This is a genomic window from Nocardia sp. CY15 (assembly GCF_009829295.1).
In the GTDB taxonomy this organism is placed as follows: Bacteria; Actinomycetota; Actinomycetes; order Mycobacteriales; family Mycobacteriaceae; genus Nocardia; species Nocardia sputi.
On the sequence record NZ_VUOT01000022.1, the window covers coordinates 140,079 to 149,104 of the forward strand.

The 9,026-nt window shown below is 65.7% G+C and carries 12 protein-coding genes; 10 read left to right on the forward strand and 2 right to left on the reverse strand.

Going from position 1 to position 9,026, the window contains the following annotated elements; genetic code table 11:
- Positions 1–36: 36 nt before the first annotated feature.
- From GVY39_RS23045 to GVY39_RS23075, 9 genes are all read left to right on the forward strand, one after another.
- Positions 37–1,914 carry a radical SAM/SPASM domain-containing protein gene (locus GVY39_RS23045; RefSeq protein ID WP_159927737.1) on the forward strand — a complete coding sequence of 626 codons (1,878 nt, stop codon included), beginning with the start codon at positions 37–39 and terminating at the stop codon, positions 1,912–1,914.
- Positions 1,911–2,519 (forward strand): hypothetical protein, encoded by a 609-nt coding sequence (locus GVY39_RS23050; RefSeq protein WP_159927735.1) that lies wholly within the window; start codon positions 1,911–1,913, stop codon positions 2,517–2,519. The genes GVY39_RS23045 and GVY39_RS23050 overlap by 4 nt, the downstream gene beginning before the upstream one ends.
- Positions 2,516–3,265 (forward strand): 2OG-Fe(II) oxygenase, encoded by a 750-nt coding sequence (locus GVY39_RS23055; protein ID WP_201295308.1) that lies wholly within the window; start codon positions 2,516–2,518, stop codon positions 3,263–3,265. The genes GVY39_RS23050 and GVY39_RS23055 overlap by 4 nt, the downstream gene beginning before the upstream one ends.
- Positions 3,266–3,373: 108 nt before the next feature.
- On the forward strand, positions 3,374–3,910 hold the full coding sequence (locus tag GVY39_RS23060; protein ID WP_159927733.1) for a hypothetical protein: 537 nt from the start codon (positions 3,374–3,376) through the stop codon (positions 3,908–3,910).
- Complete coding sequence (locus tag GVY39_RS34575) at positions 3,907–4,215, forward strand: hypothetical protein (protein ID WP_236565600.1); 309 nt, start codon at positions 3,907–3,909, stop codon at positions 4,213–4,215. The genes GVY39_RS23060 and GVY39_RS34575 overlap by 4 nt, the downstream gene beginning before the upstream one ends.
- Entirely contained in the window at positions 4,215–4,763 is a 549-nt protein-coding gene (locus GVY39_RS23065; RefSeq protein ID WP_236565599.1) for a protein kinase, read from the forward strand. The genes GVY39_RS34575 and GVY39_RS23065 overlap by 1 nt, the downstream gene beginning before the upstream one ends.
- 92 nt (positions 4,764–4,855) lie before the next feature.
- A complete protein-coding gene (locus GVY39_RS35015; protein WP_255466245.1) occupies positions 4,856–4,990 on the forward strand; it encodes a hypothetical protein in 135 nt (44 codons plus the stop codon).
- Positions 4,991–5,063: 73 nt separating this feature from the next.
- Complete coding sequence (locus GVY39_RS23070; RefSeq protein ID WP_159927729.1) at positions 5,064–5,969, forward strand: HEXXH motif-containing putative peptide modification protein; 906 nt, start codon at positions 5,064–5,066, stop codon at positions 5,967–5,969.
- 444 nt (positions 5,970–6,413) lie between these two features.
- The gene (locus GVY39_RS23075; protein ID WP_159927727.1) at positions 6,414–6,827 is read left to right on the forward strand and encodes an NUDIX domain-containing protein; all 414 of its coding nucleotides are present in this window, start codon (positions 6,414–6,416) and stop codon (positions 6,825–6,827) included.
- Positions 6,828–6,971: 144 nt separating this feature from the next.
- On the opposite strand, the gene GVY39_RS23080 is transcribed toward GVY39_RS23075, so the two are convergent.
- Together GVY39_RS23080 and GVY39_RS23085 are read right to left on the reverse strand one after the other, a co-directional pair.
- Positions 6,972–7,349, reverse strand: a complete 378-nt coding sequence (locus tag GVY39_RS23080) for a DUF397 domain-containing protein (RefSeq protein ID WP_159927725.1) — start codon at positions 7,347–7,349, stop codon at positions 6,972–6,974.
- Positions 7,346–8,212, reverse strand: coding sequence for a helix-turn-helix transcriptional regulator (locus GVY39_RS23085; RefSeq protein WP_201295307.1), 867 nt, complete (start codon positions 8,210–8,212; stop codon positions 7,346–7,348). Before GVY39_RS23085 ends, GVY39_RS23080 begins: the two co-directional genes overlap by 4 nt.
- A gap of 269 nt (positions 8,213–8,481) precedes the next feature.
- Between GVY39_RS23085 and GVY39_RS23090 the strand changes: the two genes are divergently transcribed.
- On the forward strand, positions 8,482–8,784 hold the full coding sequence (locus GVY39_RS23090; protein WP_201295306.1) for a hypothetical protein: 303 nt from the start codon (positions 8,482–8,484) through the stop codon (positions 8,782–8,784).
- Positions 8,785–9,026: the final 242 nt, after the last annotated feature.

A 9,026-nucleotide genomic window follows, 5' to 3' on the forward strand; every position in this document is an offset into this window, starting at 1 on the left:
CCGGCCCCATGGCCCCGTGGCGGGGGAGAGTGCTTCATGAGCGGACAGACCCCCGCCACCGGTGACCGATCCGGCTACCCGTATCTGACGTTGGACGACACCGACGCCGCGACCGCGGTGTCGGTGATCCTCAAACTTCGTGGCGAAACATGCGATATCGACTGCCTGTTCTGCTACGAGAAACGCAAAGAATCCCCTGGTGGGGCGCGCATCGATGTCGAAGACATCGGTCGGCTGCCCACCCTGTTCGGTGGTCGCCCGATTGTTGCCGAGCTACACGGCGGCGAACCGCTCACTGCCGGAAAATCCTACGTCCGCGGTGTGCTCGCCCGCCTCGCGGCAGCGCCGTCGGTGACCCGGGTGACGATGCAAACCAACGGGATACGTCTCGACGAGGAATGGCTGGACCTGTTCGACGAGGTCTATCCGGATCTGCGGATCGGGATCTCTCTCGACGGCGATCCCGAAGGCAACTCGTGGCGGATCGGCTACGACGGCCGGGAGACCTACACCCAGGTCGCGGCGGCGCTGCGCCTGCTGGGTGCTCGTGGACGCAAAGTCGGCGTCATCACGGTCGTCACTCCGCGCGTTCTCGGTCGCGCCGCAGCCGTGCTCGACCACTTGGCTGGATTTGATGCCGTGAACGCGGTGAGTCTGGTGCCGTGCTTCGACTCCACCGTCCTCGCGGCGACCGCGACGGAAACGGCGCGCGTTCCGCCATCGCGGACCGCCCAGCGCGCCGTGATCGGTCCCGCCGGACCGGCGTGGGCCATTACCGGCGAAGAGTACGCACAGTTCGTGCTGGACGCCGCCGCCCACTGGGCCACCAGCGGATTGTTCTCCCGGATCAAGCTGGAGCCGGTCGTGTCCACGATCCGAACCATCCAGGGTCTCGACACCGGGTTTTGCCACTTCTCGAACCTCAAGTGCGATCACGTGTTCACCGTCTACCCGGACGGCCGTTTCGGAAGCTGTGATGAACTACCGTGGCCCGAAGCACAGCTCGGCAATCTGCGCGATCTTCCCGGCCATCGGGCAGTCCAGATGGCACAGCGGCGGCTGCCGCTGCTGGTAGAGGGCCGCGCCCTGGCGGGCAAGTGCGCCGACTGCCGCTACCGCCACACCTGCGGCGGCGGATGCGTCGCCACCCGGCTGCGCGCGGCCCGGTCCGTCGGCTCCGACGACGACTACTGCCGCTATCGGATGCGGCTTGTCGACGGCGTGGCGGCGATCATCACCCAACCGGACGTGCGGTCGGCGACCTGGTGCCGCCAGGTGAAAGCTCGTCCGCATCAACCGAACTCGATGGCCGACGTCGCGGTTTTCCTTCGGAGTTGGCGCGACCCCGGTCGGCCGCGCTTGCCGGTTCGGCTGAACACCAGCGCCCACGGCAACATCAATACCGCCGGTGAGCCCGGCGTCCACGAGGCCGACGACCTCGACCCGATGCACCCAGCCTGGCGCGAGGCGATCGAACCGGGTGTGTGGCCGCTGGTTGATGCGATCACACGCGAATGGGGACTGGTGACCTATGACAGCTGCCAAGGCCATCGCTACGACGGGTTGGAGTTGGTTCCCGCCGAACGCCGTGTCGGTGTGCTGCCCCGCGACCGTCGCGAGTACGCGGCAGTAGCCGCCGCCCTCTGCCGGGTCGTCACCGCCGCCGAAAGCCAACTGCCGCTGCCCGTTCGCGTTGTCGTCGGACGCGCCGAGTTGACCTGTACAACCACAGGCGTCCGGTTTCACGTGCTCGACCTGCGATTGGAACGCCGCGAGGGCTCCGACTGGACCAGCTATTTCGCGAACTTGGAAACCGCTACAGAGATACTCGCCCGGAAACTTTCCTCCGAGCGCAGTGACGAGCGAACAGCCTGCAGCTGCCAGGTCCCGGACAACGACGGGCGGGCGCGGTGAACACAACCGACATCCTGACTGTCAACCAGCTGTTGGGCAGACTGGTCTACTTCCACGTCCTATTCATCGATCCGGCGCTGCCGCCCTCATGGACGCCACCGCCGAGCACGACGTGCTGTCACCACGATCGCCCTGAGCCTCGCCCACCAATACGGATCGACCTAAGGGCCACGCCATGGGCGGCGCTGACGCAGATCAACGCCAGTCTGGGCGGCGGCACCTGCCGCGAGAACGATTCGGACAGGTGTTGCCCAGCCTGTCGAGTCCATGCGTGCGCGGCGGCCGTCGCCGACTGCTGGATCGTCACCGAGCACCACGCCTACGGCGACGATCCGCTCATCCACGACGACACCCGGAGGGCCTGGTCGAAAACAGTCGCCGACCGCATCACGGCGGCGTTCTCGCGGCTTTACCAGACACCGTGTGCCCGGTCGGTAAACGCCCACACGGCATCGCAGCCGCCCGCAGGCCAGTTCCCACTGACCGGCGAGCTGGCTGGGCTGTGGTCGAAAACCACCCGTGCGGCGCCGGTCGTCAGTTGGCTCAACCACTGTGCCGGACTCGGCGACATTGCACACCGCCTTCGACAAAGGAGCCCACTGTGAACGAGCGGCGCCCGATCGGCCTGAACGAAACCCTCACCGTGGGCAGCGTGGAGGATTTCCTCACAATCTCCGAGTCCGCCGCCCTCGAGGAACTCATGGACCGATTTCTTCGCGAGGCTCACAACGGCGACGCCCGCGACATCTATGACCAGCGACGCCTCAGCTCCATCCATGAGATCCCCGGCCACGACACCGCGGTCGCCATGGCGACCTACGAACCTTCCGGGCGCGTCGAGATCACCGACATCCCCGACGACGCCGAAACCCTCCTCCAAGCAGCGTTCACCCGTGTCAGGGCCAGGCTGGAACGGATACTGCCGTCGGTCACCTCATGTCGGCCGTGGACTTACGTCGAATACGGCCCCGGCCAACACATCACCCCACACCTGGACGGCATCGCCCCCGACCCACGAGCATGGCCGCGCCAAATCGCTGGGATCAGCGTCATCATCGGGACACGCTGCGAGGGCGGGGAATTCTTCGTCGAGACCACCTCGTCCGCCAGCCTGTGGAAGCCTGCCATCCCCAGCCCGGTTCCCGGCTACGAGCCCGCCATGGCGTTCGCCCACGACGGCGCAGACAACTCCTCGCCCTGGTTTGCCGCCATGCCACGCACCCGCTGGTGCACCGCTCCCGCGCCGGGAACCGCCCTGCTGTACGGGTCACAGCTGGTCCACGGCACCACCCCGGTGCGCACCGGACGCTCCCGCAAGTTCATTTCCTGGCTGTTCGCCGACCAGCACTGACCGGCAGGAGGTAGCACCGAGCATGATGATCGCCCTGGAAGGCATCGCTGGGTCCGGCAAGACCACCCTGCGCGACCGAGTCCTGGCACTGGCCGGCGACACGGCGTCGTGGTCCGCCACATCGGCCAGTTCTCCTGGCTGTCGCTGCCGGCCACCCGCACCTTGGTCGACCTTCGCGCCGGGCGAGCACCCGTCGCCGAGCGCGACGCCACCGCGGCCGTGCTGACCGATTTGACCCTGCACTCCCGGCACAACCTCGCCCCCGCATCAGTCGGCGCCCATGTTCTCACTGACCGGCTAGTGCTGTCTTCGGCGTGCCTGCTCGCACTGGCGTACGCCGGACCGATCGAACGCCACATCGAAGCACTTGCCCGAGTCGGGCCTTGTCGCCCGGACCTGACCGTGCTGTTGACCACCCCCGTCGATGTCTGCGCTCGTCGCCTGGCCACCCGTCCAGCCGCCAACCGCGTCGGCGACGACCTCGCAACGGCCACCCGATTGCAGAGCCTCTACGAACACTGCGCCGACTCCTGGCAGCAGACCACAGGGATGCCGGTGCGTCGATACCAGCTCGACACCCACCAGGACACGGAACGACTGGCGCGAGCCCTGCTGTATGAATTGGAAGGCACGGCGATCCGATGAGACTGCACGCGATGCACCCGGCCGCCTGGGTGCTCGACCACCTCGCCCAACAAGGTTGGCGGACCGTGGATCTGCTGGCGTTCACGCGCTCGAGCACACTTGTGCTGGCCACCCGAGGCGACGGCGAACCCGTCGTCGTCAAGGCCGGATTCGGCAGCAATCACGTGCTGGCCGCCATGGACGAGTCCGACCGCGCCGCAGCATACGGATTCTACTGGTATCAACAGATGACCCCGGCCTGGCCCGCGAGGACTTCCGCCACGAACGCGACCTCGCCCGCAGCTGCCTCGGCGCCGCCCACATAGTGCCGGCGATCGATGAAGGCCAATGCCCCGAATTCGACTGGTACGCCATGCCGCACTACACCGACGGCAACCTGCGCACCCTCATGAGCGGCGATCGCGCCCCGATCCAGCGGTACCTGACAATCCTCGCCGACGCCGCCGATGGCCTCGACGAACTCCACCGACGCGGCATCGTGCATCGCGACGTCTACCAGGAGAACGTGCTCATCGACGCCGGACGCGGCATGATCACCGACCTCGGAGCCGCGCGCCGCCTCGACACTCCGCGCGGGCCGCGCAGTCGCGGACCCGAAGTCCACTGGCCACCCGAATACTCTCTCGACTACGCCACAGCCACCCCGGCCGCTGACGTATTCAGCCTCGCCGTGCTCGCCTACCGGGTCCTTTTCGGCGACCTGCCCCGACTCGGCGGTCCACGACACCGTCCCGACCTCCCCACGGCACTGTCCGACCACGTCACCGCAGCGCTGGCCTGCGATCCCAATGATCGCCCGACCATGCCGCAACTGCGGGCCGCGCTGCGTGCCGCCGCGACCACCTCAACGTGAACACCGACAGAAAGGAGCCAGCCCGGCGCAATCCACAACCACTACACAAGCAGTGAACACCGAGTCAGATCAGCAGAAGGGATTTCATCACCATGATCGACACATCCGACGAGATCACCCACTTCCTTGCCGCGGTCGAGCAGTTGCGCGACGACGAGGGCGCGATCCGCACCACCGCGCACACGTCGAGCATCATCGCCACCGGCTGGCCGAGCGTCGAACAGTAGGTCGCGACAGTGTGGGCTGCGCCGACGACGCCGCAGCCCACCAGTCGAAAGCCTCGTAAGAAAGGCGATTCCCGTGGACGAACTGGCCATGGTATTCCGATTCGACCGGATAGCCGACCTGCATCGCACCCGCACCCGCACGATTCGCAGCGTCCTCAGTGGTGCCCCCGAGCAGACCAGTGATGGCACCGCGCTGGAGTACGCGCTGGCGCATCACTTCCTCGAAGGCGCGGAACTGGCCGCCCGCAGCGGAGACCGCGACACCCTCGCCTGGTACCGCACTCATGTCACCGCTCCGCCGCCACACTGGTCCGCGCCAACTCACCTGGGCCCGAGAATCACTCAATCTCCGGAACCGGCAACCCTGCGTCGCTCCCCGATCGCCGACACCCCGTACCACTTGCTCGGACCCGACACCGAACCCGCGCCCCCCAGCGCGCTGGCCCTGGCCACCTCAGCATTCGAGGTCGCCACCGAATTCGGGTTCGGCGATCTTGTCGCCCATCATGCCCCGATCGTGTGCCTGCTAATCGAGAGATCCCTCGAGGGCGCTCTCAACAGTTGGACCATCACCCGACTGCCCGGCACCGTGTTCCTCGACCACGTGGGAGACGCGACCGTCTTGGCCCGCGACCTCATCCATGAAGCAGGCCACAACTGGCTCAACGACGCGCTCACCGCCGCCGGAATCATTATCGACGACGAGCACAGCTACCACTCACCGTGGAAGAACACGCAACGGCCGACGTTCGGATACCTGCACTCCTGCTGGGCGTTTCCACTCACCATGATCTTCGCCGCTCAAGCGTCTGTTCACGCCGACGAACAGGTCCAGACCGTGCTAACCGCCTACCTTGCCCAGCACCGCGACAAGCTGGCCATCACCACCGACGACCACAACCGCGCCCTGACCGCCGTCACCGACCCAGATCTGCGCGAACGCCTCCGCGCCGTTCACGAAATGGCCCGACACCTGTGACGGGCCAAAATCGATTTCCGAGAAAAGCATGCGGTAGATCCGCCGCGACGTGTCCCGGGTGGATCGAGGGCCGCGCCCCCTCTCGATCCGCTGAGTCGCACATAGGCGAGTTCGCGACGAAGCGGGCGGGGTCGAATTCGCCGCCGCTGACCCCCGTAAGGAAGGCGGCCCATTCCCCGGCATCCAGACGGATGCTTGACATTGGAGTGACGCGACTCGAAAGAGTGCCGCTGCCGTCACCGACACGATTATCTCTGGGCGCACCAGCAGCCCTACTATCGGCGCGAGCACGGGATGACGCCGAGACAGCATCCCTGGCCAGCCAGGTGTCCGACCGTACTCTGAGTCTGCCGCTCTATCCCGCGATGAGCGAGACCGACGTCGATGATGTCGCGACGGCGGTCCGCAAGTGCGCTATCGCCTAGCAGCGCTGAAAGGAACCTGATGGCGAAGAAGGAAGGCACGCAGATCATCCTGGTCAACCCGCGTAACGAGGTCTTGATGTACCTGCGCGACGACAAACCCGACATTCTCTACCCGAACCAGTGGAGTCTGCTCGGCGGAATGATCGAGCCGGGAGAAACACCCAAGAAGACCATCGTCCGCGAGATCGAGGAGGAAATCGGCATCCAACTCGACCCTGCGGCCGTGCACTACCTGTGCACCCGAGAGCTGGACTTCGGGATCGAGCACACCTTCACAGCGGACGTCGATTTCGAGATCGAGGACGTGACGCTCACCGAGGGCCAGGGCCTGCGATGGTTCAGCGAAGCCGATGTCGCGACGACCGAGCTGGCCTACGCCGACAACGCCATCCTGGAAACCTTCTTCGGGTCACTGGAGACAAGCTCGCGGTAGCACCCGTCGTTCGGATCGAGGGTCAAGCCCCTCGAGCCGGACGGACCCGGAAAAGTGGCGTGTCCGGACTTCGGCCGCCAGTCAGACCGGCAGAGCTGTGGTTCGTAGGCCGCGACCTCGTCCCACTTGTTCAGATACATAGAGCTACGCGGCCAGGAGGTTGAACTCCCCCGCGTGAACTCCCCGGATGAACGCGGTCCATTCATCCGGGGTGAAGACCAATTCGACAGCTGTGTCGCGGCTGCTGACAGAGACCGAGCCATCATCGTGACGGGCGATCCGGGGTAGGCCCGCTACGTCGCTCCCTGGTACCGAACTCACGGAGCGGTCGCAGAAGGTCGGCCACAGGCCGACTGGCATCGACAGCACCGGCTGGGCGGCGGGGTCGTTGGCCGGGTTTCGCAGGTACTTGCTGTCCCGAACGAGCACTCGGTCGCCGATGAAGTTGACCTCGACGCACGATGCGCCGCCGTTGTTACTGAACGTGCTCTTCCGCCAGCCGTGGCGGATGTGGGTGGTCATTGCTGCTCCATGTCCTTGTACTGCGAGATTCGGCGCTCGATGGCTGCGATCGTGTCCGCGGCTGTGCTCGACTTCTGGCGGATCTGCTCGGCAGCCAATGAGTACAAGTCTACTTGCGGGCGATCCTGTAGATAGAGAGCGCCGGTGTGGTACTCGACGTAGGCGATGCCGCGTGCCTCGGCGAAGTCGAGGACGATGAACGAGCCGGGCAGCCCATCGTGCACCGCGACGCGTGTCGGGATGACTTGGAACTCGACGTTGTCACGCTCCATCAGCGAGAGCAGGTGTTCCAGCTGCTCACGCATAACGCGAGGACCACCGACCGGCCTATCGAGCGCTGCTTCCTCCACGACTGCACTGAGTCGCAGCGGATTGTCGGATTCAGCGATACGTTGGCGGGCCATCCGCGCACGGACCGACTGCGCCAGGTCCATCTTCGGAATGTGCATGCTGTCACCGAGAAGCGCGGTCGCGTAGTCCGCCGTCTGCATCTGCCCTGGCAGAACCTTGTCGGCGTACTCGAACTGGTGCGTCGCCAAGCCCTCCAAGCCGACGAAGGTCTTGAACCAGTCGGGCAGCACCTCGCCGAATGGTGCCCACCACGTTCCGTGATCGGCTCGCCCAGCCAAGGTGACGGTTCGTTCGACGTCTTCGACCCTGACTCCGTAGAAGCGGAGCAGCGCCGCGACCTCGTCGGGCGCCTGCTGGGTCTTGCCGCTCTCCATGTAGCTCAATTTCGCTGGCGTACACCCGATGTGCTTTGCAGCGTCGGCCTGCTTGATCTGCGCCAACTCACGCGCCGCGCGTAGGTCGTGGCCGACCAGGAACCGCAACGCGGAGGGATCGGACCGTTCGTCGCGCACTGATTCCTCTCCACAGCTGCCGGACTCTTCGGGACAAATTACCTCATCAAAATCTGCCGTATCCATACACATATTCTTACAATTAAGCTTAAATCAAAGCATCATCGCAACCATCGGCAACCTCGTAGGGTCGCCGGAATCAGAGGTAGGGGCGGCTATGACGGCGCGCGTTCTCGACAACTCGTCCACGCCGAGCGACCAAACGGCACACCAGACCGGATCGGCAGGGTTGCTGCGTCCGATCCCGGCCCGAGCGGGGTGGTAAGGCCATGCCGGAACGAAACGACGAGACCTGGCCGCTGACTAGCGGCAGGACCGGGCACCAGGCCCGCAGCGTGGGTCAAGGCCAGTGGGTGGTCAGCTTCCTACCTGGTCGGACGCTGTCGCAGGAGCAAGCGCGAGCCGCGCTGCGAGTGGCAGATGAGGTAGACGTGCTGCGGGGGTATGCGGGTGCGCTCGGTTTGACGGTGCTCGAACTAGTGGGGTTGGCCACGATGGAAAGCTCCGGGCAGCGGCTGTGGTCGCTCGGGGACGCCGCGCCGGTCCTGGGGCGGTTGGAGCAAGCACGGTGACCGGCGAGCAGGCCTCTGCCTCGGCTGCGGCGGTCGCGGCGTTCAGCGCGGGAGCTGCACGAGGCCATCATGTCGCTGCCCTCGAGCTGGCAGAGCTGGATGCCGCCCTGGACGCTGTCAACGTCGGTCGAATCGTGACCCGGCTTGTTCGCTGGAATCTTGACCCACCCTTTGGTTGGTTTCAGTCGTTGGTTTTGGCCGCGGGGACGCGGCCGAGGTCTCGGTCTTTGAGGCGGTAGCTG

Bases quoted from the DNA above. Each gene is read 5' to 3' on its own strand.
- GVY39_RS23045 (WP_159927737.1), top strand. From the start codon at position 37: ATGAGCGGACAGACCCCCGCCACCGGTGACCGATCCGGCTACCCGTAT.
- GVY39_RS34575 (WP_236565600.1), top strand. From the start codon at position 3,907: ATGAGACTGCACGCGATGCACCCGGCCGCCTGGGTGCTCGACCACCTC.
- GVY39_RS35015 (WP_255466245.1), top strand. From the start codon at position 4,856: ATGATCGACACATCCGACGAGATCACCCACTTCCTTGCCGCGGTCGAG.
- GVY39_RS23075 (WP_159927727.1), top strand. From the start codon at position 6,414: ATGGCGAAGAAGGAAGGCACGCAGATCATCCTGGTCAACCCGCGTAAC.
- GVY39_RS23080 (WP_159927725.1), bottom strand. From the start codon at position 7,349: ATGACCACCCACATCCGCCACGGCTGGCGGAAGAGCACGTTCAGTAAC.
- GVY39_RS23090 (WP_201295306.1), top strand. From the start codon at position 8,482: ATGCCGGAACGAAACGACGAGACCTGGCCGCTGACTAGCGGCAGGACC.